Origin of the sequence: Microbulbifer sp. A4B17, assembly GCF_003076275.1 — a bacterium.
Taxonomy (GTDB): domain Bacteria; phylum Pseudomonadota; class Gammaproteobacteria; order Pseudomonadales; family Cellvibrionaceae; genus Microbulbifer.
Genome location: NZ_CP029064.1, coordinates 3952160 through 3976655, shown reverse-complemented (window position 1 = coordinate 3976655; position 24496 = coordinate 3952160). Strand labels below are relative to the sequence as shown.

General features: G+C 51.6%; 22 protein-coding genes. 13 read left to right on the top strand and 9 right to left on the bottom strand.

Annotation, left to right across the window (positions count from 1 at the left end; translation table 11 throughout):
- Positions 1 to 8 precede the first annotated feature (8 nt).
- From BTJ40_RS17495 to BTJ40_RS17485, 3 genes are all read left to right on the top strand, one after another.
- The gene (locus BTJ40_RS17495) at positions 9 to 458 is read left to right on the top strand and encodes a hypothetical protein (RefSeq protein WP_108734284.1); all 450 of its coding nucleotides are present in this window, start codon (positions 9 to 11) and stop codon (positions 456 to 458) included.
- Positions 455 to 1237 (top strand): YdcF family protein, encoded by a 783-nt coding sequence (locus BTJ40_RS17490; protein ID WP_238152047.1) that lies wholly within the window; start codon positions 455 to 457, stop codon positions 1235 to 1237. The genes BTJ40_RS17495 and BTJ40_RS17490 overlap by 4 nt, the downstream gene beginning before the upstream one ends.
- 172 nt (positions 1238 to 1409) lie before the next feature.
- A complete protein-coding gene (locus BTJ40_RS17485) occupies positions 1410 to 1823 on the top strand; it encodes a hypothetical protein (RefSeq protein WP_108734283.1) in 414 nt (137 codons plus the stop codon).
- Positions 1824 to 1837: 14 nt separating this feature from the next.
- On the opposite strand, the gene BTJ40_RS17480 is transcribed toward BTJ40_RS17485, so the two are convergent.
- The 6 genes from BTJ40_RS17480 to miaB all read right to left on the bottom strand — a co-directional run bounded on the left by BTJ40_RS17480 (position 1838) and on the right by miaB (position 8586).
- Entirely contained in the window at positions 1838 to 2755 is a 918-nt protein-coding gene (locus BTJ40_RS17480) for a TIGR01777 family oxidoreductase (protein ID WP_108734282.1), read from the bottom strand.
- A gap of 122 nt (positions 2756 to 2877) precedes the next feature.
- Complete coding sequence (lnt, locus tag BTJ40_RS17475) at positions 2878 to 4443, bottom strand: apolipoprotein N-acyltransferase (RefSeq protein WP_108734281.1); 1566 nt, start codon at positions 4441 to 4443, stop codon at positions 2878 to 2880.
- Positions 4444 to 4514: 71 nt separating this feature from the next.
- On the bottom strand, positions 4515 to 5411 hold the full coding sequence (locus BTJ40_RS17470) for an HlyC/CorC family transporter (protein ID WP_369974259.1): 897 nt from the start codon (positions 5409 to 5411) through the stop codon (positions 4515 to 4517).
- Between the two features lie 70 nt (positions 5412 to 5481).
- On the bottom strand, positions 5482 to 5952 hold the full coding sequence (ybeY, locus tag BTJ40_RS17465) for an rRNA maturation RNase YbeY (protein WP_108734280.1): 471 nt from the start codon (positions 5950 to 5952) through the stop codon (positions 5482 to 5484).
- 16 nt (positions 5953 to 5968) lie between these two features.
- The gene (locus BTJ40_RS17460; protein WP_369974258.1) at positions 5969 to 7024 is read right to left on the bottom strand and encodes a PhoH family protein; all 1056 of its coding nucleotides are present in this window, start codon (positions 7022 to 7024) and stop codon (positions 5969 to 5971) included.
- A 194-nt stretch (positions 7025 to 7218) separates the two neighbouring features.
- Positions 7219 to 8586, bottom strand: coding sequence for a tRNA (N6-isopentenyl adenosine(37)-C2)-methylthiotransferase MiaB (gene miaB / locus BTJ40_RS17455; protein WP_108735325.1), 1368 nt, complete (start codon positions 8584 to 8586; stop codon positions 7219 to 7221).
- Between the two features lie 179 nt (positions 8587 to 8765).
- On the opposite strand from miaB, the gene BTJ40_RS17450 reads away from it, so the two are divergent.
- The 3 genes from BTJ40_RS17450 (at position 8766) to BTJ40_RS17440 (ending at position 11872) form a co-directional block, all read left to right on the top strand.
- Entirely contained in the window at positions 8766 to 9098 is a 333-nt protein-coding gene (locus tag BTJ40_RS17450; protein ID WP_192879348.1) for a DUF1820 family protein, read from the top strand.
- A gap of 312 nt (positions 9099 to 9410) precedes the next feature.
- The gene (locus tag BTJ40_RS17445; protein ID WP_108734279.1) at positions 9411 to 10202 is read left to right on the top strand and encodes a UDP-2,3-diacylglucosamine diphosphatase; all 792 of its coding nucleotides are present in this window, start codon (positions 9411 to 9413) and stop codon (positions 10200 to 10202) included.
- Positions 10199 to 11872, top strand: coding sequence for a lysophospholipid acyltransferase family protein (locus tag BTJ40_RS17440; RefSeq protein WP_108734278.1), 1674 nt, complete (start codon positions 10199 to 10201; stop codon positions 11870 to 11872). Before BTJ40_RS17445 ends, BTJ40_RS17440 begins: the two co-directional genes overlap by 4 nt.
- Positions 11873 to 11955: 83 nt before the next feature.
- On the opposite strand, the gene BTJ40_RS17435 is transcribed toward BTJ40_RS17440, so the two are convergent.
- Positions 11956 to 13230: an aminotransferase class I/II-fold pyridoxal phosphate-dependent enzyme gene (locus BTJ40_RS17435; protein ID WP_108734277.1), complete on the bottom strand. Its 1275-nt coding sequence runs from the start codon at positions 13228 to 13230 to the stop codon at positions 11956 to 11958.
- A 190-nt stretch (positions 13231 to 13420) separates the two neighbouring features.
- The gene (locus BTJ40_RS17430; protein WP_108734276.1) at positions 13421 to 14287 is read right to left on the bottom strand and encodes a DUF6279 family lipoprotein; all 867 of its coding nucleotides are present in this window, start codon (positions 14285 to 14287) and stop codon (positions 13421 to 13423) included.
- Between the two features lie 261 nt (positions 14288 to 14548).
- On the opposite strand from BTJ40_RS17430, the gene nagB-II reads away from it, so the two are divergent.
- Positions 14549 to 15547, top strand: coding sequence for a glucosamine-6-phosphate deaminase NagB-II (gene nagB-II, locus BTJ40_RS17425; RefSeq protein WP_108734275.1), 999 nt, complete (start codon positions 14549 to 14551; stop codon positions 15545 to 15547).
- 29 nt (positions 15548 to 15576) lie between these two features.
- Complete coding sequence (gene nagA / locus BTJ40_RS17420; RefSeq protein ID WP_108734274.1) at positions 15577 to 16707, top strand: N-acetylglucosamine-6-phosphate deacetylase; 1131 nt, start codon at positions 15577 to 15579, stop codon at positions 16705 to 16707.
- A gap of 27 nt (positions 16708 to 16734) precedes the next feature.
- Here nagA and BTJ40_RS17415 read toward each other — a convergent pair whose 3' ends face one another.
- Positions 16735 to 17781 (bottom strand): LacI family DNA-binding transcriptional regulator, encoded by a 1047-nt coding sequence (locus BTJ40_RS17415; protein WP_108734273.1) that lies wholly within the window; start codon positions 17779 to 17781, stop codon positions 16735 to 16737.
- Between the two features lie 832 nt (positions 17782 to 18613).
- Between BTJ40_RS17415 and edd the strand changes: the two genes are divergently transcribed.
- The 5 genes from edd to gap all read left to right on the top strand — a co-directional run bounded on the left by edd (position 18614) and on the right by gap (position 24481).
- Entirely contained in the window at positions 18614 to 20431 is a 1818-nt protein-coding gene (gene edd, locus BTJ40_RS17410; RefSeq protein ID WP_108734272.1) for a phosphogluconate dehydratase, read from the top strand.
- A gap of 53 nt (positions 20432 to 20484) precedes the next feature.
- Complete coding sequence (gene zwf / locus BTJ40_RS17405) at positions 20485 to 21942, top strand: glucose-6-phosphate dehydrogenase (protein WP_108735323.1); 1458 nt, start codon at positions 20485 to 20487, stop codon at positions 21940 to 21942.
- Positions 21943 to 22014: 72 nt separating this feature from the next.
- Positions 22015 to 22725, top strand: a complete 711-nt coding sequence (pgl, locus tag BTJ40_RS17400) for a 6-phosphogluconolactonase (protein WP_108734271.1) — start codon at positions 22015 to 22017, stop codon at positions 22723 to 22725.
- A 21-nt stretch (positions 22726 to 22746) separates the two neighbouring features.
- The gene (gene eda / locus BTJ40_RS17395; RefSeq protein ID WP_108734270.1) at positions 22747 to 23373 is read left to right on the top strand and encodes a bifunctional 4-hydroxy-2-oxoglutarate aldolase/2-dehydro-3-deoxy-phosphogluconate aldolase; all 627 of its coding nucleotides are present in this window, start codon (positions 22747 to 22749) and stop codon (positions 23371 to 23373) included.
- 73 nt (positions 23374 to 23446) lie between these two features.
- Positions 23447 to 24481, top strand: a complete 1035-nt coding sequence (gene gap, locus BTJ40_RS17390; protein ID WP_108734269.1) for a type I glyceraldehyde-3-phosphate dehydrogenase — start codon at positions 23447 to 23449, stop codon at positions 24479 to 24481.
- Positions 24482 to 24496 lie beyond the last annotated feature (15 nt).

Below are 24496 nucleotides of genomic sequence, written 5' to 3'. Positions count from 1 at the left end.
GGGATACCGTGACGAAGGAACCAAAGTTGCCGCCGAAGGACGATCTCATTAATGAGTTTCGTGAAGACTTTGAGGATTTGGTCGAAGGTGAGCTGGCTGTTGAGAATCTCACCGCCAATAAAATGGCCTTTTTGCGCGCCTGGTTAAAAGATGACCTGCATCGGGCTGCCGATTACATACGAGGGCTCGGTGGTGAGTTGAAGACCCTGGAAGAGCGCAGTGGTGATTGGTTACTGGACGCGGCAGACCCGACGGAAACTGCATGGCCAAATTTAATGCGCTGTATCAAAGAGGGCAAGCCCTGGGCCCTGGCGGGGGAATTCGTAGGGCCGGATGAGGAGTTGCAATGTCTGGGCTGCGGATACCGGGCTATGCCACCGGCAAATACCCAGATCACCCCCTGTCATCGGTGTGGCTACGGATGCTTCCGTCAGATTGAGGGTGGTCTCGAGTATTGAATGGGCTCTATACAGCGGCAGCTACCCTTCTGATGCCTCCGGCTGCTCCGCTGTTGGGGTTGTTGGTTGCATTCCTGTTGCGATTTTCTACAACAGGGTCACTGCTGGAGAAATGTTCCCTGCCGCTGGCTGTAATTTCCTTTTGCGTGCTCTGGCTAGGTGCAACCCCGGCATTTTCATCCTGGCTTGGCAACCGCTTAGGCAAGGCCCCCGACCAGCCCTATTTAAGGCCCGAAGCCGTTGTGATTCTCGGTGCGGGGCGTTACCGCGATAGGTATTCGAGCAAGGAAAGGCTTTCTGCGGCGAGCCTCGAAAGAGTCGTGGGCGCTGTCAAGCAAGCGCCAGAGGAATTGCCGATATTAGTATCTGGCGGCCGGGTCCACCCCGGGGAGCAACTGGCAGAGTCCGAGTTGATGGCTGCTTTGTTGGAGGGGAAGTTTTCCACTCCTGTTACTTGGCGTGATGATTGCAGTCGTACTACTGCAGAGAATGCAGTGAATAGTGCTGATATTTTGCGCAGCGCTGACGTGAAATCAGTATTGCTGGCCACTCACTGGTGGCATATGCCTCGCGCAGCGGAAATATTTTCCCGCGCTGGCTTACAGGTTCAGCCTCTGCCGATAGGAAGTGCCGGTGAGTTGATGGCCCGGGCCCAGAGTGGACTTGGACGCTGGCTGCCCAATGCTGTCTCCCAGCTGAGGACTCAGGTCTATTGGCGGGAAGTACTGGCGCGGGTGTGGTACCGATGGAATCCGCTGCCGCCAATCAGAGATTGTTAAGGCTCTTCAAGGAACTTTTTGGTAAATGTAATCTCAGAGGCCTACAGGATTTGAGGGATCAGGCGTCGAGCCCAAATAATTGAGAGCTCTTGATTGCTAGTTGTACCGGGCTTAGGATGACTGGCGCCACAGGACTTACCCATTGATTACCTTTTTGTATGGAGTAGCGGCTGTGGATAAGAAACATAACAATAATCGAGATAACCTTATGATGAAGGGCATCCCACTTTTTTTCTCTCCGATACAGTTACATAACCGGTTGAACCGGGCTGTTTGGATCGGCTTCAAGCGGGTTGAGCAAGATGGCCGCACACTGGTTTTTCTGTGTGCCGGTGGTGAAAGCGGCGCCCAACTCAGTAAGAACTTTGAAACCTTTGCCGGGCAGATAGTCCGGGAGTTCGGCTTTGCACCCGCTGAGGTGGAGTTTATAGAGCTTCGTGCAAAAGCTGAGGAGTCCCAATGGTATCGCTGGCACGCCCAGTGGGTTGGGTCTGCACCGATGGAGTGCCACAGTGACTTGGTTACCAGCGAATCCAGCCGCCGCTACCTGGCTCAGGCGCTTGAGGGCGATATGGTTGCCGCTTAAATACACTATTCAGGTCAGGCGCTGGCTTTAGTGGCAGCGCCGTCACCCTTGAGCAGATCTGAGAGGGCCTGCTCAAGGGTTGGAAACTGGAAGGTATAGCCAGTTTCCAGGGCCATACAGGGTTCGACCCGATCACTGGCTAACAACAATTCATCAGCCATCTCCCCAAAAGCCATCTTTAATGCCCAGGCGGGTGAACGAAAAACCGCTGGCCGGTGCAATTCTTTGGCCAGAATCCGGGCAAAGCTGTTATTGGTCACAGGTTCCGGTGCGCTTCCGTTGAATGGACCGCTGAGTTGATTGTCTATGGCGTGTAACATCAGCCCGACTTCGTCTTCTTCGTGTATCCAGCTCATCCAGTGCTCGCCTGAGCCCATTGGGCCACCGAGCCCCAGGCGAAATGGAGGCAGCATCTGGGGCAGGGCACCGCCGCGCATTGAGAGAACGATGGCAGTGCGAATAATGCCCACTTTAACCCCGGAGTGGTGCAGGGGGGTAGTGGCTGCCTCCCAATCCCGACATAGCTGTGCCGCAAAACCACCTCCTGGAGCACTGTTCTCTTTTAACAGTTCCCCTCCACGATTGCCGTAATAACCGATTGCGGAACCGGACAGGAAGTAAGTCGGCTTGTCTCTCTGGCTCAGGGTCCAGCGAACCAGTTTCTCTGTTGTCTCCAGGCGTGAACTGCGGATTTCAGTGCGATAGCGCTCTGTCCAGCGACGGGAAATGGGGGCTCCGGCAAGGTTTACGACGATGTTTACTGGCTGGTTAACCTCAGAGGGGTCACGGCAGGCACTGGCTGATTCGCCGCACAAATCTCGAACCTTGTCGGGGGTTCGGCTTAATACCGTAACGGTATTGCCTCGCTCCAACCAGCGCTGACAAAAGAGCCTGCCTATAAGTCCGGTGCCACCGCTAATCAAGCAATGCATTGGGGAATCACCTTGCCTTATCTTCGCTAGAAAACTGAATGCAGCATAGCAGTGATATTCAATGGCGGGGGATTGTAAATAGGCCACCCCGGGTTTTATTGGGGGTGGCCGGGAGGCGGGTCTTAATCGGGAAGTTCGCCGCTAAGGGGAGAGCTGGATTGAGGCTCCACCCTGCGGCGTAAAAACAGGGCCAGCGCCAGCATGGGAACTGCCAGGGCAAAGACCAGTGAGATGCCGGCGAGCATAAAGGGGGTAGTGCCGCTCATAGCTCTGATGTCCCCGGTCATATTGGCGCGCTCAAATTGGGGTAGCTCTTTAACAATTTTCCCCTTGGGGTCCACAATCGCCGTGACCCCGGTATTTGTACCTCTCACCAGGTAGCGACCAGTTTCCAGTGCGCGCATCTGTGCCATTTGCATATGCTGCAGAGGGCCAATGGAGGTTCCGAACCAGGCATCGTTGCTAATGGTCAGGAGGATCTGGGATGCCAGTGCTGAGTCGGCAACCAGTCTGGGGTAGACGATTTCATAACAGATAAGCGGCGCCCAGCTTGCGCCCGCAGCATTGAGCGGAGACTGCTCATCGGGTCCTGAACGGATAAAAGAGGTGGGCAGGTTAAAAAACTCGATAGTGCCCCGAATAAAATCCTCCAGCGGTACATACTCACCGAAGGGGACCAGGTGGCGCTTGTGGTACACGCTGGGGCTCCGCCCAAATACTGCTGCGGAGTTGTGAATACTTCTCCCCCCCTGTGCCGGGTCCCGTGTGTCATAAAGAATACCGGTGATCAAATCGATATCGGTGCTCTCAGCATTGCGTTGCAGGGCCTGCATCAGGTTGGGGGCCTGCCCATAGAGCATGGGCAGGGCGGCTTCGGGCCAGATAATAACGTCTACGTCCTGATCGCTGAGGACGCGAGTGCCCTCCTGGTAGCGGCTGATAGTCTCCCCGCGAAACTCCGGCAGCCATTTCTTTTCCTGGGGAATATTGGCTTGTACCAGTCCAACACTGATAAGGCGGCCCATAGGAGAGGTCCACTCCACCTGGGAGAGCACAGCTCCAATTGGCCAGGGCACCAGTGCCGCAGAGAGCAGAGCGATATGGCTTCGGCGCTTGATTGGTGACAGGCGGCCGCTGACAACCAGGGCCAGCACTGCACCGGTAAAAGCTAATAGCAGGCCTATGCCATAGACACTCAGCACCGGTGCCCAGCCCGATAGCCAGGTCTCTGTGTGGCCATAACCGGCGAAGAGCCAGGGGAAACCGGTGAAGGCCCAGCTGCGCAGCCATTCACTGATAAACCATAGAGCGGCAAAAGCCAGAGCGAAGCTGAATTTGTTATCCGTGAAACGGCCGAGAAAGTAGAAAGGCGCGGCTAACAGCAACGCCATAATCGCTACAAAGCCCCCGGTCAGGGCCAGGCCTAATGGGACTGATGAATTGCCAAAATTTGTAATTGATACATAAACCCAGGAGGCACCGCTGGCAAAAAGGCCCAACCCGTAACAAAGAGCGAGCCAGAAGGTTTTGCGGCCCGGCAGTAAGCGCCCTTTGGCTGCGGAGAGCAGAATCCAGGCGAATAGTGCCAGAGACAGCAGGCCGCAGACCCAATAGTTGAATGGGGCAAGCGAAAGTGTCATCAACCCGCCAGCTACAGCGCTGGCGAGAGGAGAAAATAATCTGCGCATAGGTTTGTTGTCAGGATACCCCGTTCGCGCGGGGTATCAGTGTGTTAAAGCTTGCTGTGTCGAAGCTGCACTCAGATGTCTTCTTCCGGCGGTTTGCGCATATGGGCAACCCGCAAAAGGTGTATCTGGCGGCTGTCTGCATAGAGTACCCGGAACATAAAGTCACCGAGTCGGGTGACTTCGTCGCGGCCCGGCAGATGGCCAAATGATTGCATAATAAGACCGCCGACAGTGTCGAATTCTTCGTCACTAAAGGCGCTCTCGAAAAATTCATTGAATTCCTCAATGGGAGTCAGGGCCTTGACGATAAAATCGTTTTCCCCAACTTTGCGGATATAGCTATCCGCTTCTTCCTCATCGGTTTCGTCTTCAATTTCGCCGACAATTTCCTCGAGGATATCTTCGATAGTCACAACGCCGGATACACCGCCGTACTCGTCTATCACGACGGCCATATGGTAGCGGTTTTCACGGAACTCGCGCAGCAGGATATTCAGGCGCTTGCTCTCGGGAATAATATTGGCGGGGCGGATCAGGTCTTCGAGCTGAAATCCATCGAAACCTTTCAACAGGAGAGGGAGCAGGTCTTTGGCGAGCAGTATACCGCGAATATCATCGACACTTTCGCCGACGACAGGGAATCGGGAGTGCCCCGAGTCAATAATTTTGGGCAGGAACTCTTCCGGTTTATCGTGCAGGCCCACCACAACCATTTGCGAGCGTGGAATCATAATCTCGCGGACTTGCTGGCTGGAAACGTCCAGGGCTCCCTCGATAATAGAGAGTGCTTCAGCATCTACCAGCTGGTTTTCAGCGGCGTCCTTTATGATGTCCAATAATTCGTCGCGAGACTTGGGTTCAGCTGAAAAAGCGCTGAACAGTTTTTCCAGCCAACTTTTTTCACTCGCGCGGGATTTGCTCGCTGAGTGACTACTTGGGGGCTCGTCTGTGGTCATGGAAGTGGCCATGCTCCGGGGTTCTCTCGTTTGTAGGTAAATTCAGTAGCAGTTTGCCATTAATTCGGTGGTACAGCGGTTGTCATCCCACTTCATCCAGTGGGGCGTAGGGGTCTGCAATACCGAGATTGGCGAGCAGTCTCGTTTCCAGACTTTCCATAACCTGAGCGTCTGCATCCTCGATATGGTCATAACCTAGAAGGTGCAGTGTGCCATGGACTACCATATGTGCCCAGTGTGCCGATAGTGATTTGCTCTGTTGCTCCGCTTCCAGTTGAACTACTGGGGCACAGATCACAAGATCGCCGAGCATGGGGAGATCCAGCTCCGCAGGAAAATCGGTAGGGAAGGACAAAACATTGGTAGGTTTGTCCTTGTCACGGTATTGGTGATTAAGTTCCTGGCTTTCACTTTCGTCCACTATTCGCACTGACAGTTCCGCTTCGTTGCGATGACCGTGCAAAGCATTGGATACCCAGCTACTGATAGCCTCATCGGAAGGGAGGTCCTGGCAGCGGCTGGCCCGCTGCACATCGAGTGTTAAATCAGTCATAACTCAGGTGCGGGCTCTAAGCAGCGTTCTCATCGGCTTTGCTGGAGATTCGATCTGCTGAGGCCATTTCCAGCTCGGCTTCATGAATATCGTAGGCTTCCACGATACGCTGGACGAGGGGGTGGCGAACCACATCCTTGGCTCCAAAGTGGGTGAAGCTGATTCCATTGACCCGTCCCAGTACTCCAACGGCGTGTCGCAGGCCGGAGGCTTGGCCGCGTGGCAGGTCCACCTGGCTGGGGTCTCCGGTAATAACGGCAGTGGAGCCAAAGCCAATCCGCGTCAGAAACATTTTCATCTGCTCACGGGTGGTGTTTTGGCTTTCATCCAGGATAACAAAGGCATTGTTCAAGGTGCGTCCGCGCATATAGGCTAGGGGAGCCACCTCGATAACGTTGCGTTCAATCAACTTGCCGACAGTCTCAAAACCGAGCATTTCGTAGAGAGCGTCGTAGAGAGGGCGAAGATAGGGGTCTACTTTCTGGCTCAGGTCACCGGGCAGGAAGCCCAGTTTCTCGCCGGCCTCGACGGCGGGGCGGACCAGAAGAATTCGTTCAACTTCATCCTTTAGCAGTGCCTCTACCGCACAGGCTACCGCCAGATAGGTTTTGCCGGTACCTGCAGGCCCGATACCGAAATTGATATCGTTGGTCTGTACAGCGCGAACATACTTGCGCTGGTTGAGCCCCCTGGGGCGTACCGAACATTTCTTGGTACGGATCAGTACTACCTGGTCAGCTTCACCGGAATCACCGCCATCATCGTTGCTGGTGAGTTCTTCAATCCCCGCTTGTTGCAGAGCCAGGTGAATCTCATCTGGTGTGAGGTAGTCCTTGGTACCGGTTTCCTTGTAAAGCCTACTGAGCAGCTCGCCAGCAGCACGGGCGGACTTTGCATCACCGAAAAATGAAAACTGATTGCCGCGATTTCGAATTTCGATATCCAGGCGCTGTTCTATTTGGCGGAGATGTTGGTCGAACTGACCGCAGAGATTGGCGAGACGGCGTGCGTCGTTGGGCTCGAGAGTGATGCTGTGAGCGAGGGTTTGTGTTTCCAAATTGGTTTCCGGCACCTTTAATCCAGGGGTTATATTGCTAGGGTATACCCATTTTCCCTAAAGGGGAAAGAGGTGATTCCTACAAATAGGTTCTAACTGTACCTAATTTTAATTACAGGGGGTAATTTGCGGGGGAAGTTGAGCCTAATTTGGCGGCAGTATGTGCTTTTGGGGTACATACTGCCGCTATTTGGCGTGATCTCGGAGCCTTAGAACAGGTCTTCTTCCAGCTCGGATGTAATTAAAGTGCCGCGCAAGGAGTTTGGCAGGGCCTCTTCAATCACAACATCGGCAAATTTGCCGATCAGGGCGAGGTCGTCCGCACGGAAGTTGACCACCCGGTTGTTCTCGGTGCGGCCTTGCAATTGTCCGGGGTCCTTTTTGGAAACGCCAGTTACCAGCACTCGCTCGGTGTTGCCAACCATACGGCGGGCGATAGCTGCCGCCTGCTGGTTAATCCGTGCTTGCAGCAGTTGTAGGCGCTGCTTTTTCACCTCTTCCGGAGTGTCATCGGCCAAGTCGGCAGCAGGGGTGCCCGGGCGTGGAGAATATATAAAGCTGAAGGAGATATCGAAGCCAACATCCTGGATCAGGTTCATGGTGGCCTCAAAGTCCCTGTCGGTCTCGCCGGGGAACCCGATAATAAAGTCCGAAGACAGGCAGATATCAGGGCGAATCTTCTTCAGGCGACGAATCTTGGATTTGTACTCCAGGGCGGTGTGTCCGCGTTTCATCGCCATCAATATGCGATCAGAGCCGCTTTGTACCGGTAGGTGGAGGTGACTAACCAGTTCTGGTACTTGTGCATAGACATCTATCAGCGCATCGGAAAATTCAACTGGGTGTGAGGTGGTATAGCGAATGCGGTCGATGCCATCGATAGCCGCTACATAGGTGATCAGTTCGGCAAAATCGACATCGTGGCCGTCTTCTCCAGCCGCTCTGTAGGCGTTTACATTTTGTCCGAGCAGGTTTACCTCGCGAACACCCTGATCTGCCAGGTGGGCAACTTCTTCGAGTACGTCGGCTACGGGGCGGCTGACTTCTTCACCGCGGGTGTAGGGAACCACGCAGAAAGTACAGTACTTGGAACACCCCTCCATAATGGAGACAAACGCAGTAGCGCCGTCGGCCTCTGGTTGGGGCAGGCGATCGAACTTTTCGATTTCCGGGAAGCTCACGTCGACGATAACGGCGCCGCTTTTTTGCTCTTTGGTCTCCATCATCTCCGGCAGTCGATGCAGGGTCTGCGGACCAAAGATCAGGTCTACATAGGGGGCGCGCTTGGCAATTGCCTCGCCTTCCTGACTGGCTACACAGCCGCCAACACCAATCACCAGTTCGGGATTTTTTTCTTTGAGGTGTCTCCAGCGGCCCAGCTGGTGGAACAGTTTTTCCTGTGCTTTCTCGCGGATAGAACAGGTGTTGACCAGTAGTACATCCGCCTCATCGGGGTCGTCGGTAGGTACCATGTCGTGGGACTCGCCGAGCAGATCGCGCATCCTCGCGGAATCGTACTCATTCATTTGGCAGCCGTGGGTCTTAATATATAGCTTTTTCACCGATGTTTCGGACATATCGTGCCTGGTTAAAAACTGGTCAACAATTAGGGGGGGCATTATAGCGATCCGGCCCGGCACTGCATAGATGGCTATATTAGCTGTTGCGAACCTGTGCTATTCTTGCGCGCTTTTTCGGGCTTTGCCCGTTCTTTGATCAATTTGAGCTTCGGGGTCATCCCCATCCTGAGAGACTTATGGCCAACCCGATTTATAAAGTTATTTTCCACAATCAAAACCAGGTGTACGAACTCTACGCTCGGGCTATCTATCAAAGTGATATGTACGGCTTTATCGAGGTGGAAGAGTTTGTATTTGGGGAAAAGGCTCAGCTCGTGGTAGATCCCAGTGAGGAAAAGCTGAAAACCGAATTTGCTTCGGTAGCCCGCTCCTATATTCCGATGCACAGTATTGTGCGTATCGATGAAGTGGAGAAAGAAGGAACTGGTAAGATTGTTGAAGTAAAGGGTGACAAAATCGCCCAGTTCCCCTTTGCCCCACCGATTCGACATCCTCAGGATACTGAGTAAGTTTCATTTCTTACTCCGAGCTAGACCGGGCTTTGCGCCCGGTTTTTAGCGCCAAATTCAACTGCTGCACCTTTTTTTCCTCTGCAATATAAGCTTCAATAAAAATCCTCCTGTCTGTCATCAAATCGCTGCAAAGTGGTTGCGCTGACGATCGACTGTGCACTGTATTCAGTTGGTCTCAATTTGCTAGCAAGAGAGCAAATACGGATTTATCGATTTTTCTCAAGTTAGCTCAGGCGACGACCTACATTTTGCCGCATATCCGCCCCAGGTAATTGTGGGTCGATAACTGGTACAGATTGGAACTTTGCTATGAGCAATCGCTACCGCGCACTGTGGATTTCCGATGTCCATTTGGGCAGCAAGGACAGTGAGCCCCATCGACTTGCAGATTTTCTGGCTCAGAATCGCGCCGATACGGTCTATCTGGTTGGGGATATTTTTGATATGCAGGCACTCGCTCAAGGACGAGGTACATGGTGCCAGGCCTCTTCGCTGCTACTGGGGATGCTTTCCGAGTTAAGCAGCTTGACGCCTGAGGTTATTTATATTCCCGGAAATCACGATGCCCCAATGCGCAGCTGGGCCGGAAAGCAGCTCGGCAATATCCGAATTGAAAAAGACTATATCCACACCGCTTCCAATGGGCGCCGCTTTTGGGTCACCCACGGCGATCAGTTTGAACATCGAATCAAAATTAACCCAATCAGTTATCACATTGGCGACCGCAGTTATTACCTGATGCTGCGTTTTAACCGCTGGATTAATTACTGGCGTAATCGCTTTAATAAGCCATGGTGGTCGCTGGCCAGCCAAATAAAAAATCGTGTGGGTGCCGCCCGGCAGATGATGAGTGACTTTGAGGATGTTGCGACCCGCGAGGCTATATCGCGAGGACTTGACGGTGTTATCTGTGGCCATATCCATAGACCAGCCCTGAGACATAAAACTGTATCAGGGAGTGGTGTGACCTATGCCAACTGTGGTGATTGGGTTGACTCTATGAGTGCAGTTGTAGAACAACAAGATGGCAATCTGGATCTTTTGCATTGGTACCGGACCCCCAAAATTGCCAGCATAATGACAGAGGTGGTTGCGGCATGATTCAACTTGAAAGCCTTTTACAGAAAAATGCCTGGTACAGCGCGGCCCCGCAGAAAACCACGCGCAAACTGGTCTCAGCGACATTAAAGAAAATATGTTGTGAAGAGCAGTTACAGGAATTTACCAGCAGTTACCCCCATCTTGGTGGCCTGGATTTTATTCGCCAGGTATTTGATGACCTGAATTTTCGCTACGAATTAAATCCATCGGAACTGGCTCGGGTCCCAACTAGCGGTCCGCTGGTGATTGTTTCCAATCACCCCCTGGGGAGCCTGGATGGCCTCGCACTTATCGATATGATTGCTAGAGTACGCAAAGATGTGCGCGCAGTGGCGAGTCAACTATTGTGGAATATAAAATCCCTGCGCCCCTGTTTGTTGCCCGTAGATAATTTTAATGGCCGTACTCGTCGATCGGATATTGAGGGTATCTACAGTCATTTAGGCGAAGGGGGAGCCATTATTATTTTCCCGGCGGGTGAGGTATCCAGGCTCACTCCCCAGGGTGTACGCGATGGACGCTGGAACCCGGGATTTGCCCGTTTTGCGGAAAAAACCAATGCGCCAATATTGCCAGTACAGGTACTGGGGCGGAACTCCTGGTGGTTTTATGGTCTTTCCATGCTGAATAAGCCGCTCTCGACTTTATGGCTTATCAGGGAGATGTTTAAACAAGCCAGCCGCAGTATCGATATTCGTATCGGGCGCCCACTGGAAGCGGAACATTTTCGCAGCTGGCCTCTGACACCCCGTGCCAAGGCCGCCCTATGGCGCAAACATGTCTACCAGTTACATCGCTCACCGTCCCCCTTGGGGCCCGAATTAATTGTTGAGGCGGAGCCAGAAGTTGAGGTTGCGAGAGTAGTTGAGTCCTGCATACCGCTTTCAGAGTCGGGTACTTTTTCCGTTCGCCTGTATCGGCAGAGAGCGGATTGCCCCGTTATGCGGGAACTGGCAAGGGTGAGGGAAATTGCATTTCGTGCAGTGGGAGAGGGGACCGGGCAGAGCCGGGACTGGGATGCGTTTGATGCGCATTATGATCATCTTCTTTTATGGGATGGAGAAAATCGACAGATTGCAGGGGCCTACCGTATAGCGGCAACCGAGGCACTCTCGGATGATGAGATATACAGCAGCACCCTCTTTAATTACCCGCGGCCGCCTCGGCAGTGCCTGCCGGATTCCGCTGAGCTGGGACGTAGTTTCCTATTGCCGGATTATTGGAGAGGACGCGGGTTGGACTTGCTTTGGTGTGCTATTGGTCAGTGGGTTTTACGCAATAAAGTGCGCTTTCTGTTTGGTCCCGTATCAATGCCCGGTACATTTTCAGTAAGAGCAAAGTCCGTTATTGTGCGCTATTTTTCTCACTATTTCGCCCCTGAAAATTCACTGGGAGATGCGCGGTTGCCATTTCCAGAAGCGCAATCTGAATTGCCCGAACTGCTTGGGGATTCGGTGTCAGATATGCGCCAATTGAAGCAGGTTCTGCGCGAGGAAGGCGTCATGTTACCTCCGCTTTTTAAGAAGTACGCCTCTCTTACCAAGCCGGGAGGAACCAGCTTTCACGCCTTTAATATTGACCCGGATTTTTGCGATGCAGTGGATGGCCTGGTAGTTGTTGATTTATCCAAAGTGGATGAGAAGTTTGCCAAACGCTATTTGGGCGCCTGATATTGAAGATATTTATTTGATAAAAAGGCAGCTTAAAGCCGCCTTTTTATCATTTAGAAGTTCTTGTTGAATATTGCTGATTACTAAATCTTTCCGAGTTTTTTACGTAAGCTCACCAGTTTGACGCAGAGGACGAAAATAGACATTGCGGTATCCAATTCTTCCAGCGGTGGAAAACTCGGTGCAATTCGAATATTGCTGTCATCAGGGTCCCGCCCATAAGGGAATGTCGCACCGGCGGGTGTTAATTTTACCCCAGCATCCGCAGCCATTTTTACGACTGCTTTTGCACAACCTGGAAGTGTATTAAAGGAAACGAAATATCCACCTTCGGGCTTTTCCCAGGCGCCCATAGCTGCATCCGTCAGGGCATTGTGCAAATGCTCCAGAACACACTCGAACTTAGGGCGCAGAATATCTGCGTGCTTATGCATATGTTCTGTTAGGCTGGTGTATTCGGTAAAAAAGCGTGAGTGCCGCAATTGGTTGACTTTGTCGGGTCCAATGGTCATTGCCTGCATTTGGGACTTAAGCGAATCCAGGTTTGCCTGGCTGGCCCCGACGAATGCAACACCTGCACCTGCGTGGGTTACTTTTGAAGTCGAGGCAAACTGCAATACGGAGTCTGCTGTATCGTTTTCCAGAGTTGCAGTACGGATATTCGGCAGGTTTGCATAGTTGCCCAAATCATGCACCGAATAGGCGTTGTCCCAGAATATTCGAAAGCCGGGGGCGGCAATTTGCCCAAGCTGCGCCAATCTTTCGATAGTTTCCTTGCTGTAAGTTACCCCTGTAGGGTTTGAATACTTGGGGACACACCAGATGCCGATAATTTCTGCATCCTCACGCACGAGCTTTTCCACAAGCTCCATATCTGGTCCCTGATCTCCCATGGGCACGTTAATCATTTCGATACCCAGTTGCTCACAGATAGTAAAGTGGCGGTCATAACCGGGAACAGGGCAGAGAAACTTGGGCGCCTTTAGTTCGCGCCAGGGAGTGTTGCCGGCAAAGCCGAACAGGTAACCAGTGACAACGGCGTGGTACATTAATGTAAGAGAGCTGTTGCCACCGGCAATTATTTCACTGACCGGCATCTGGAGCATTTCGGCTCCTAGTTTTCTTGCACAGGTCAGGCCGATTAAGCCGCCGTAGTTGCGGGTGTCGGTGCCATCTGCTGCTCGATAGTCACCGGAGAGAATACCATCCAGTTTATCGGAAAGTTTTAATTGCTCCGCCGAGGGCTTGCCACGTGTAATATCCAGGCTTAACTCGTGTTGACAGATTTTGTCGTAGTGGGCACTTAATTCTTTTTCCCACTCGGTTAATTGTTCCTGTGTGGCGGATTCGATATGCACTTGAATTCCCCTGGCTGGTAATTTGAGTTGGCGAGCTTATCAGTCCAGGGCTGGTTTCGTCAGCAGGAAATCACACATAAAAATTAGTTTCTATTGAATCTATATGGCATAAATTATGTCGGCCCCTTGAATGATTTGACCTGCATTGAGGTAGCTTGATCAGAGATATTGTTTCTACCTAATCATCTGATTATTGGTTGGCTAATGTGCGAAAGTCCTGGGCGTACTCGCGCAGAGTTCTGCTTAAATGACGACGTTGTGTGGGACTGGTACTGGATAAAATCTGCTCTCCCAGTTCGCGAGCCTGATTCTTACGTTGCTCTTGGGTCTTGCGATATTCATCGGACCAAAGTTGTTCTGGGTTCTCCAGCAGGTCGCGCAACTGTTGTAAATATCCATCCGGTTTCTGTCGGAGCAGCTTGATGGCATGGTTTTGCCAGATCAGTTGCTGTTCATTACGTAAAACAGGGTTGTACTCCACTTGCTTTACCCAGGCTGCGATGAGCTGCTTCTGCTGTTCGGTCAAGGTGCCCAGCCAGCGTCTACTTTCCCTGCGAATTTGCCGATCGCGGCGGCGTTGGATTTTCCATGGCGAGCGCTGCCATTTTTCTAATGTTTTCTGCTGCTTTTTTGTCAGGTTGTGTTGCAGTCGATCGATCTGTTGCGGTGTCAGCTGCGCGACTATAGGAAGTATCAGGTTAAAAGCGTTGTTGCTGGCGTTGCTGATAAAATGGCGTACTTCTTGCTCGACCGGGGCCAGCTGAGGGTTTTCCAACTGTCCCTTATCCACCTTATCTGCCAACTGATTGAGAAAATCGGCATATTTTGGGAGTTGCGTTTGTCGATGCCAATGAAAAAAGCTATTGAGGGCCCCTTGGAATTCCATTTCCTGCTGAGAATTCAGGTCGACATAGTCGCGCAGCTTCCAGCGTATCCAATAGTCGATATTGTTATAGGCAAATTGGATACTGGAGCAGCTGCTGAGTAAGCTGGCTACCAGAAAAAGAACAATTAAGCGCCACTTCTGTAGGTTGTAACTGCCCTGGTTTTGGGGCATTGATCCTTCCTGTAGCTTTGATCGGTAGCGACTGATAGGTATGCCCTAAGCATAGATTAAAAAGGAATAGGAATGCTTCCTCCTTCGTGACAGTTAGAGGGATGCTTAAGTGAACTCATGGAGATGCGCAAGTGAAGCTGGAAAGATTATTGGCGCCAATTAACCGTGATAACGCGGTGCTAGGGCATAGACTGATTGATGGAGCCCGGTATTAGTGTGGGATCTGGGCCCTTATTTTGAGTGATTCAGGCGGGTTGTATTATGATCAGCACGGTTATGGAGGCGGAAGCTCGCGAAGCACCCGACAGAATTGCTGAGCAGTTGCATTCTAATGCCAAAATAATGTCTCGCCTGGGGGAGCGCTTACGCCAGAAGCCCCCTCGTTTTGTGATGATTGTGGGGAGGGGGTCTTCTGATCATGCGGGGGTATTTGCCAAGTATCTAATAGAGATCGAAACCGGTACTCCAACCTTCGCTGCCGCACCATCGGTTTCCAGTGTATATGGACGCAAGCTAAAGCTTGATGGCGCTTTGGTCATCGTCATATCTCAGTCTGGAAGAAGTCCGGATATTCTGGCGCAGGCCCGTATGGCGAGGGAGGAAGGCGCTTACACGGTTGCCTTGCTCAATGATGAGGATGCGCCGATCAAAGATGTGGTCGACCTGGTGATCCCATTAAAAGCGGGCCCGGAAAAAGCGGTTGCGGCAACGAAGAGCTATTTGGCAACCCTGTCCGCCATATTGCAGATGGTGGCCAATTGGAATCAGGATACCGCCCTTTGTAATGCACTGAGGAAACTGCCGGAAACCCTCAGATCTGCGGTGCGGGCAGAGATTCAATTGCGTCCGGAGGATCTGGCCTCGGTGCAAAATCTGGTGGTTTTGGGGCGGGGCCCGGGCTATGGAATTACTAGGGAACTGGCACTCAAATTAAAGGAAGTGTGCAATATCCATGCGGAGTCCTATTCCAGCGCGGAGTTTTTACACGGCCCTGTCACCCTGGTGGAGGGAAAGTTGACAGTGGTGAATGTTCCGATCGAGGACGAGTCATTCCCCACTCACAGCCAGCAAATTGATGAAATTCGGCAGCGTGGGGCGACGCTGATTAATTTGCATGTGCCCAGTAAGGGAGTTCATCCCAGGGTGGCACCGTTGGCGCTTTTGCAGCGTTTTTATATCGATGTGGCCCACGTGGCGGTAAGTCGGGGGATTAACCCCGATGAGCCGGCGGGTTTAAAGAAGGTTACCCAGACGGTCTGAATTAATTAGAAAAACTTTTGGAGGGGAGAGTGGGGGTTACCCTGATCGCCGAGAGGCTTTTTGATGGCGAACACATTCTTACGGATGTTGCCGTCACTATTGGGGACAATGGAATAATTTCTGCAGTGGGGGGTGGAGTGATTTCCAGTGCAGAGCGTTTATCGGGTTTATTAGTACCGGGTCTTATTGATATTCAGGTTAATGGTGGTGGTGGAGTACTTTTTAATCAGGACCCCACCGTGGCCGCACTTCAGAAAATAAGCGAGGCCCATAGCCAGTATGGTACCAGTGCATTTCTGCCAACTTTAATCACAGATCGTTTTCCCGTGATGCAGCGAGCTGCTGATGCAGTGAGCGAGGCCTTATCCAGTGATGTTCCAGGAGTGATCGGTGTGCATTTCGAGGGCCCTCACTTAAGCGAGGCAAAAAAGGGGACTCATGAGCAGGGGTTTATCCGTTCCTTGAGTGATGAGGAGCTATCCCTTTATGCCAGGGAAGACCTGGGTATCCGTTTGGTAACCTTGGCACCAGAGTGTGTGGCGGTTTCCGATATCCGAAAGTTAGTGTCCCTGGGGGTTCATGTTTGCCTCGGTCACTCAAATGCGAGTGCTGACACTGTTGAGGTTGCATTGGATGCCGGCGCAACAGGGTTTACCCACTTATATAATGCAATGTCCCCGCTACATTCTCGTGAGCCAGGCATGGTGGGAACGGCACTGATTCGAGATGACGCCTGGTGCGGATTAATCGTCGACGGGCACCATGTTAGCCCCGGTGCAATTACTCTGGCTTTAAAGGCGAAGCCACACGGCAAGTTGTTGCTGGTAACCGATGCGATGTCATTAGTGGGCAGTGATGCTACCAGTTTCCCCCTATTCGATCGTGTGGTGACACGTGATGGGGATAAGCTGACCTCCAGTACTGGAGAGTTGGCGGGTTCGCACTTGGATATGATTGGCGCGGTGAGAAATATCCACGAATGGTGTGGAGTTGAACTACCAGAGGCACTGCGAATGGCAAGTTTGTATCCGGCACAGTTTCTCGGCCTGGGAGCGGGAGTGATAAAAGAGGGCGCCCGTGCAGATATGGTTTTACTGGATGAAGGATTACAGGTAAGCAGGACCTGGAGCCGGGGTTGTGAGGTTTACCGAAGGGGTTAATCCTCTGTTCTACTTAAATTAAGGTTGTTATTCAGGGGCGGGGCCGGTGGACTGCCGAATAATTAATTCGGGGATGAAGCTGCGCTGAGTCTTATCCTCGGAGTCAGAACCGTTGCATCCTTTCGCACTTTTATTCTGAATTTGCTCAAGTACCAACTTTGCCGCAGAGCGTGCGATTTCCTGATTGGACTGGTGAGCAGTGGTAAGTTTGGGCCAGGTCTGCCGGGAAAAAGGGCTGTCTTCAAATCCTGCAATAGAGAGTTGTCCGGGAACGTCAATCTTTAACATACGTGCAGTAAATAAAGCACCCGCTGCAATTTCATCATTTGCAGCAAATATTGCTGTGGGTGGTCTGTCATTATCGAGGATCTTTCTTGCGTTGATCTCACCCGATTCAAATGAATATTTACCTTCAATAATCAGTTGTTTGTCTACCGATATTCCTGCATCTTCGAGTGCCTGGCTGTAGCCTTGTTGGCGCCCCAGGGTGGAAAGGTGCTCCTCGCCCCCACTTAAATAAGCGATACGCTTATGCCCCAGTGAGAGCAGGTGCTGGGTAATATTGTAGGCAGCCTGGCGGTCGTCAATCTGTACTGATTTTCCCTTTATCTGTTCCTTATTGGTTGAGGAAATAATCCGCACAAATTCAACATCCATGGATTGGAGTGTTTCGATAAAAGAAGATGACTCCGAAAAAGGTGGGGTCAGAATCAGTCCTGCTACTTTGCCATGTTCGATCAATTTTTTCAGGTCGCTGTGGATAACTGGGGATTTTGATTTGCACGGGTGGATAAGCAGCTCATACCCTTTGGCTCTGCAGGCTTCCAATATGCCGTTTTGCATATCGATCACGTAGTAGGCATTAGGGTTGTCATAAATAAATGCGATGGAGTAGGAGTGTGTTCCCGCCAGGTTTCGCGCAGCGAGGTTTGGCGTGTAGTTCAGGCTTTTGACGGCATCGAGCACTTTTTGCCGAGTGGCAGCGCGCACAGAGGGCTCATTATTGATAACCCTGGACACTGTTTTGATAGAAACGCCTGCGCGCTCTGCAACATCGCTAATTGTGACTTTCATACATCATTCATTTCTTTTTGAAGCCGTGGCCTCGGGCAGTGATTATCGATAAGTAAGTATTGCTGGGTGATAAGATTTTAACAGTTACGGGTCTTCAGTAAGTGTTTTGGCTAGTGTTCTCTTTCTACACTGGGGTTAGCTTGTAGTTTTTTATCCCGTTTTTTTTGTATTCTGAAGTTCTTCATATACCTGTAAAAATTCTACATTGAATTCAGGCTTACAGGCTCGCTATATGACCACAAGTAAGCCTTTGGTCTTCGTTTTCAGTAAAATAATTGATTTTTATGCTTAATAGCCATTGAAAACCATCTTGCCCTAATGGTCATTTCCTGTATCTCAATGGTAGCTCTTGAAAGTTTTTGTAGTTTTACTACATAATGTACATCAATAAGATTGAGTGGCTACAAATTGGGTTAATTGCTCAATTCCGGCGCCTGAAGCCTCTACCACCTCGGTGGGGAGGAGGTTCCGACATTGGTGGATCACTAACATTCAGCTCTATGGAAGGGGAGAAACTCGACAATGAGGTGTTCTCCCGGCAACAAGGTTCCCCGTAAGGCTCCAGAGACAGTCTTCCTGAGGGTTAAATAATTTGCTGCTGAAATGATTGAGTTGTGAGTGGTCTTTTAAAGCAATTTTGTTCCCCGGGTTTTAGATTTTCCATTGGGCAATAGGACTCCGATGGCACTACAACCGTAGAGTTGCAGTGGGAGCCATTCCGCCGAGAGGCCTTTCACGGAAAGACAATCACAGGTGGCCGTTGCCACTGAAATGTGACCTTGGTGGTTCCTGTTTTCGGGGGCCACCCCAACAGAGTTAATACGGAATAGTCATGGTTCACAGCAAGGTTCAGGCCGTCACCGAACGCATCATCAAGCGCAGTGAAGAAACTCGTGCAGAGTATCTGGCGCAGATTGAGAAGGCGCATATTGAAGGTCGGGCAGCAGCTCATGTGTCCTGCGGAAACCTGGCTCATGCGATAGCCGCGTCCCCAGAGAATGAAAAGCAGCTGATTGCCTCCGGCCGTGGGCCCAACCTGGGTATCGTCAATGCCTACAACGATATGCTGTCCGCTCACCAGCCCTACGGTGCCTATCCCGCTCAACTGAAAGAGGCTGCTGTGCGCAATGGCGCCACGGCCCAGGTTGCCGGCGGCGTGCCCGCGATGTGCGACGGGGTGACTCAAGGGCGCGCCGGTATGGAACTCAGCCTGTTTTCCCGTGATGTGATCGCCATGTCCACGGCGATCTCCCTGTCCCACGATGTGTTTGAAGGGGCTATATTCCTGGGGATCTGCGACAAGATTGTTCCAGGGCTGGTTATTGGCGCCCTGTCATTTGGCCACCTGCCCTCAATTTTTGTACCCGCAGGCCCAATGCCTACGGGTTTGTCCAATGCGGAAAAAGTGCGGGTTCGCCAGCTTTATGCCGAGGGTAAAGTCGGGCGCACTGAATTATTGGAAGCAGAAAGTGCTTCCTACCACAGTGCCGGCACCTGCACCTTTTACGGCACTGCCAACAGCAATCAGATGCTGGTAGAAATTATGGGACTGCAATTGCCCGGCAGTTCCTTCGTAAATCCCGGTACCGATTTGCGCGCGGCTTTAAATGAGGCTGCTGTGGCACAACTGGTAAAAATTACTGAGCCCAGTCAGCACACTTCGGTAGCCAAAATCCTCACCGAGAAAGCTTTCGTTAATGGGGTGGTGGGGTTGCTCGCAACTGGCGGATCTACAAACCATACCCTGCACCTTATTGCGATGGCACGTGCAGCAGGTATTCAGCTGACCTGGCAGGATATGGCTGATCTCTCTGAAGTGGTGCCGCTGCTTTGCCATGTGTACCCGAACGGTACTGCGGATATCAATCATTTTGCCGCAGCTGGCGGTATGCAGTTCCTGATTCGCGAACTCCGCTCTGCAGGCCTACTACACGATGATGTGCACACGGTGCTCGGCGACTCCGGTCTCGAACCCTACTGTGAAGACCCCTTCCTGAATAGTGATGCTAGTGGTGTGGTTTGGAAACCAACTCCAGAAGAGAGCGGTGATACGACCGTAATTCGCCCGGTTACCGACCCCTTCTCCCAGCACGGTGGTTTGCAGCTTCTCGAAGGCAATCTCGGGCGCAGCGTTATTAAAGTTTCCGCAGTTAAATCTCAGCATCTCAAAGTGAAAGCGCCGGCCATTGTTCTGGATAACCAGGATGATCTGCTCAAGCGTTTTAAAGCCGGTGAGTTGGAACGCGACTTTGTGGCGGTGGTGAGATTCCAGGGCCCTCGTGCTAACGGTATGCCGGAGCTACACAAGCTGACCCCAACTCTGGGGGTATTGCAGGATCGTGGCTTTAAGGTGGCGCTGGTGACTGATGGACGTATGTCCGGTGCTTCCGGAAAAGTTCCGGCAGCGATTCATATGTCCCCCGAAGCCGTGGAAGGCGGTGCGATTGCCAAGGTGCATGAGGGTGACATGATTGAACTTGATTCAGAGGCTGGTGTTCTGCGCGTGCTGGTAGATGAAGCTGAATTTAATGCTCGCGAAACGGCACAGTGTGATCTCACTGAAAGTGCCCGTGGTACAGGCCGTGAACTATTCGCTAATATGCGCGGGCTTGCCAGTGGTGCAGAGACCGGTGCAAGCATTCTTTATTGATTATTGCGGAGCCCAAAAGGCTCCGAGACAAGAACGACCCCAGAGCAAAATTTATGATTAACCCTTTTGATATGGTGTTATTTGGTGGAGGCGGTGACCTTGCACTGCGCAAGCTGCTACCTGCGCTTTACCGAGCATTTAGAGAGGGCAGCTTGATTGATGGCTGTCGTATCCTTCCGGTGTGTCGCCGCCAATCAGATGTTGATCAGTATATCGAAACAGCCCATCAGGCACTGCAAAAGCATCTTCGTGAAGGTGAGTACTGTGCTTCGAGTTGGGATCAATTTAGTCAGTTACTCTGCCCCATCGCATTGGATATCGCAGTACCTGATACCCAGTGGGATCACCTGGCAGAAACCCTCGGTCCCGACCCGGAACGGGTTCGTATTTTCTATCTGGCAATCCCGCCAGCGGTTTTTGGCCCCTGTTGTGAAAATCTCTCCTTAAAAGGCCTGATTACTGAAAACTCCAGAGTCGTGGTGGAAAAACCACTGGGCTATAACGCTCAAACCTCTGATGAAATTAACAGTAAGATTGCCAGTTACTTCCCAGAGGATAGCATCTTCCGCATCGACCACTACCTGGGTAAGGAAACGGTACAAAATCTTCTCGCCCTGCGTTTTAGCAATGTATTGTTCGAGCATCTTTGGGATGCCAAAACCATTGATCACATACAAATCAGTATTTCAGAAACCGTAGGTCTGGAAGGGCGTGCGGGCTTTTATGATGAAACTGGTGCTATGCGGGATATGGTGCAAAACCACCTGTTGCAGTTGCTTTGCCTTATTGCTATGGAATCTCCCAACAGTATGTCGGCGAAGAATATCCGTGCAGAAAAAATTAAGGTACTTGAGGCTTTACGTCCGCTTACTGGTAATTTGGTCGATAAAAATGTTGTGCGCGGCCAATATGTGGCTGGGCAAATCAATGGCAATGATGTACCCGGTTACCTCGATGAACTCGACGGTGGAACCAGTTCAACCGAAACCTTTGTTGCTATTCGCGCACATATTGATAGCTGGCGTTGGGCGGGGGTGCCATTTTATCTGCGCACTGGCAAACGTATGGAGAAGCGTTGTGCTGAAATCGTAGTGCAGTACAAAAATGTGTCCCACCATGTATACGATGAGTCTGCCGGAAATATTGTCCCCAATCGATTGGTTATTCGCTTACAGCCAGAAGAGAGTATCAAGCTGGTTCTGATGGCGAAGAAAATGGATAGTCTCACCACCGAGTTGCAACCGGCTGAATTGAATTTAACCCTCTCGGATACTTATGACAGCTTCCGCAGCGACGCTTATAAACGCCTGATGCTGGATGCTGCAGCAAATAATCCCGCGCTCTTTATCCACCGCGATGAAGTTGCCGCTGCCTGGGCGTGGGTGGATCCGATTATTGAGCATTGGCGCGAAACTAAAAATCAGCCACAGCCTTATCCTGCAGGCAGTTGGGGGCCGGAAGAGGCAGATAACCTGGTGTCTAGAAGTGATCGTCATTGGTTTAACGCGTAGTAATAATCTGGAAAGCGGGCGCAGCTATTAATTTTATCGCGCCAGTTTTCACTAAGAGAAATGGAATAATCCATGGCTGAAGAAAAGTTTTTCCAAGATCGCGAGCGTCTGGTGCAGGCTCTAGCCCACGATTGTGCTTGTGAACTGCAAAAAGGTATTAAAGAAAACGATCACGCAAGCTTCCTGGTGTCTGGTGGCAGCACGCCGGAGCCAGTTTATCGTGAGCTATCCAAGCGCCCACTTCCGTGGTCGCAAATTACAGCCGCTCTCGTTGATGAGCGCTGGGTGGAAAAAACCGAAAGTGGTAGTAACGCAGCCTTTATTGAAAAGTCACTCTTACAGAACTTTGGCATCGAAGCCAATTTTCTTGGAATGAAAAACTCACATGTAACTGCTGCAGAAGGTGAAAAAGCCTGTGAGTTTGCATATAGCGAGCTACAAAAACCGTTTGATGTCTGTTTGCTGGGTATGGGAAGTGACGGCCACACCGCATCACTATTTCCCCATGCCCAGGGCTTACAGGATGCACTAAATCCTGAATCAAAAAAATTGTGCAAAGCAATTACTGCTAATCAAAGTGAAGTTACCGGCTCCAATACTGAGCGTATGACTTTGACCCTGAGTGCAATTTTGCAAGCGCGCAATATCAAGTTGTTGATCACTGGCGAAGAGAAGCTAAAAGTTTATCGCGAGGCGTTGCTCGGCAGTGATGAGATGGAAATGCCGGTGCGCAGTATTCTCAAGCAGGGGCTTAAACCAGTCACTGTTTACTGGGCGCCTTAACGAATTATTTGGAATTAACTGATGCAGAAAAATATCGCCGAGATTTTGCAGGTAGCTGGTGTTGTCCCAGTACTGGTTGTAGATAAAGTTGAAGATGCCCTCCCTCTCGCTGGCGCTTTAATTGAAGGTGGCCTGAAAGTACTTGAGGTAACCCTGCGCACTGAGGCAGCCCTGAACGTTGTTGAACAAATTGCAAAACACCTGCCGGAAGCCCATGTGGGAACCGGTACTGTACTTAATGGTGATGATCTGCGTCGCTCTATCGATGCCGGTGCCAGTTTTATGGTGAGCCCCGGCGCAACCGACCGTTTACTGGAAGCGGCTGAAGGCAGCTCAGTACCGTTGCTGCCCGGTGCCGCCAGCGTTTCAGAAGTGATGCGCCTCTATGAGCACGGTTATCGCTACCAGAAATTCTTCCCTGCCCAGGCAGCAGGGGGCGTGCCAATGCTTAAATCCATTGGAGGTCCGCTGCAGGACGTTCGCTTCTGTCCCACAGGAGGTATAGGCCCGCAAAATGCCCCTGATTTCCTGGCACTGGACAATGTGGTTTGTGTCGGTGGTTCCTGGATGGCGAGCAGCGCTCTGGTCCGTGAACAAAATTGGGCAGAGGTGACTCGCCTGGCAAAACAAGCTGCGGAATTGAAATAACACACTCGGTAAGGTGCACCTGCAGGCGGGTGTCACTTAATAAACCAGAAGCATATACAGAGGGTAAAGCGAGATGAAAATTAAAATTGCCATTAATGGTTACGGTCGTATCGGTAGAAATGTCACCCGCGCTATTTACGAATCAGGCTACAGCGATCGCGTACAGCTGGTCGCAATTAATGATCTCGCCCCGGTTGCTTCTAACGCTCACCTGACTCGATTCGATACTATTCACGGTCGCTTTGGTACAGACGTCAAAGTCGACGGCGATGCACTGGTTATTGGTGGTGATCGCGTGCAGGTTTGCCAGGAGCGGGACCCATCCAAGCTGCCTTGGAAGCAACTTGGTGTGGATTTGGTCCTGGAGTGTACCGGCCGATTTACCGATCGTGCTTCCGCTTCGGCTCATATTGAAGCCGGTGCTGCTGCGGTGCTGATTTCTGCACCCTCAAAAGATGCGGATCTTACCGTTGTTTATGGTGTGAACGATAGCAACCTCACTGCAGACCACCGCGTGGTTTCCAATGCATCCTGCACCACCAACTGCTTGGCACCCGTAGCCCAGGCGTTGCATCGTGAGTTGGGTATTGAGCGGGGCTTTATGACCACCGTGCACGCCTATACCAACGACCAGAACACCCAGGATGCGGTACACGCAGATATTTACCGCGCCCGTGCGGCGGCGGACAACATGATCCCCACTAAAACCGGTGCGGCCGCGGCGGTAGGCTTGGTATTGCCTGAATTAAAAGGTCGCCTCGATGGCATGGCTGTCCGTGTACCGGTAAGCAATGTATCCCTGGTGGATTGCCAGTTTATTGCCGGCCGCGATACTACTGCCGAAGAAGTGAATCGGATTATGCAAGAAGCTGCCGGGGCCAGTGGCGGTGTACTGACTTACTGTGATCAGCCCCTGGTATCTGTAGACTTTAATCACACCAGTGCGTCCAGTCACTTTGATGCTAACCACACCCGGGTAAATGGCAACTTAGTGAAAGTAATGGCCTGGTACGATAACGAGTGGGGCTTCTCCCACCGTATGCTGGATACCAGCCTGGCTATGGCTGAGTCACTTCAGCTGAACCAGCCGGTTGCTGAGTCCGCCTGATTCCCCTCATTCACC

What these genes read in the sequence shown, in the direction of transcription:
- BTJ40_RS17480 (WP_108734282.1), bottom strand. Translation starts at nt 2,755, where the DNA reads ATGCATTGCTTGATTAGCGGTGGCACCGGACTTATAGGCAGGCTCTTT.
- lnt (WP_108734281.1), bottom strand. Translation starts at nt 4,443, where the DNA reads ATGCGCAGATTATTTTCTCCTCTCGCCAGCGCTGTAGCTGGCGGGTTG.
- BTJ40_RS17470 (WP_369974259.1), bottom strand. Translation starts at nt 5,411, where the DNA reads ATGGCCACTTCCATGACCACAGACGAGCCCCCAAGTAGTCACTCAGCG.
- ybeY (WP_108734280.1), bottom strand. Translation starts at nt 5,952, where the DNA reads ATGACTGATTTAACACTCGATGTGCAGCGGGCCAGCCGCTGCCAGGAC.
- miaB (WP_108735325.1), bottom strand. Translation starts at nt 8,586, where the DNA reads ATGTCCGAAACATCGGTGAAAAAGCTATATATTAAGACCCACGGCTGC.
- BTJ40_RS17450 (WP_192879348.1), top strand. Translation starts at nt 8,766, where the DNA reads ATGGCCAACCCGATTTATAAAGTTATTTTCCACAATCAAAACCAGGTG.
- BTJ40_RS17445 (WP_108734279.1), top strand. Translation starts at nt 9,411, where the DNA reads ATGAGCAATCGCTACCGCGCACTGTGGATTTCCGATGTCCATTTGGGC.
- BTJ40_RS17440 (WP_108734278.1), top strand. Translation starts at nt 10,199, where the DNA reads ATGATTCAACTTGAAAGCCTTTTACAGAAAAATGCCTGGTACAGCGCG.
- BTJ40_RS17430 (WP_108734276.1), bottom strand. Translation starts at nt 14,287, where the DNA reads ATGCCCCAAAACCAGGGCAGTTACAACCTACAGAAGTGGCGCTTAATT.
- nagB-II (WP_108734275.1), top strand. Translation starts at nt 14,549, where the DNA reads ATGATCAGCACGGTTATGGAGGCGGAAGCTCGCGAAGCACCCGACAGA.
- BTJ40_RS17415 (WP_108734273.1), bottom strand. Translation starts at nt 17,781, where the DNA reads ATGAAAGTCACAATTAGCGATGTTGCAGAGCGCGCAGGCGTTTCTATC.
- edd (WP_108734272.1), top strand. Translation starts at nt 18,614, where the DNA reads ATGGTTCACAGCAAGGTTCAGGCCGTCACCGAACGCATCATCAAGCGC.
- zwf (WP_108735323.1), top strand. Translation starts at nt 20,485, where the DNA reads ATGATTAACCCTTTTGATATGGTGTTATTTGGTGGAGGCGGTGACCTT.
- pgl (WP_108734271.1), top strand. Translation starts at nt 22,015, where the DNA reads ATGGCTGAAGAAAAGTTTTTCCAAGATCGCGAGCGTCTGGTGCAGGCT.
- eda (WP_108734270.1), top strand. Translation starts at nt 22,747, where the DNA reads ATGCAGAAAAATATCGCCGAGATTTTGCAGGTAGCTGGTGTTGTCCCA.
- gap (WP_108734269.1), top strand. Translation starts at nt 23,447, where the DNA reads ATGAAAATTAAAATTGCCATTAATGGTTACGGTCGTATCGGTAGAAAT.